General features: G+C 79.0%; 1 pseudogene. It reads right to left on the reverse strand.

The annotated features are described in order from the left end of the window. A pseudogene (locus B7P34_RS39190) lies at positions 1 to 433 on the reverse strand (hypothetical protein); the annotation flags it as partial.

Here is a 433-nt window from a genome sequence, read left to right on the forward strand (position 1 = left end):
GGCGTTGGCGCCGCAGATGACGCGAAGGGGCGCGGGGGGCCGTTCCCCGGCCGCTCCGGCTTTCCCGGCTTCCCTGACCTCCCCGGCTTCCCCTCCTCCCCCTCCTCCCCCGGCCTCCCTGACCTCCCTGGCCCCTCCAGCCTTCCCGGCCTCTCCTGCTGTCCCGGCCCTGCCTGCCTCCGCGGCTGCTTCCCTGGCGAGGAGGAGCGCCAGCTGGTTGGACTCGGTGCCGCCGGTGGTCACCAGGGCGTCCGGGGCGGGGCGGCCGGGGTAGGCGAGGGCGGCCAGGGCGCGGGTGGTGAGGGCTTCGAGGGCGGCGGCGGCCGGGGCCTGGTCCCAGGAGTCGAGGGAGGGGTTGAGGGCGGCGGCCGCGAGGTCGGCCGCGGCGGCCAGGGCGAGGGGCGGGCAGTGGAGGTGGGCGGCGCAGTGGGGG

It is taken from the genome of Streptosporangium nondiastaticum (genome assembly GCF_003011965.1).
Taxonomy (GTDB): Bacteria; Actinomycetota; Actinomycetes; order Streptomycetales; family Streptomycetaceae; genus Streptomyces; species Streptomyces nondiastaticus.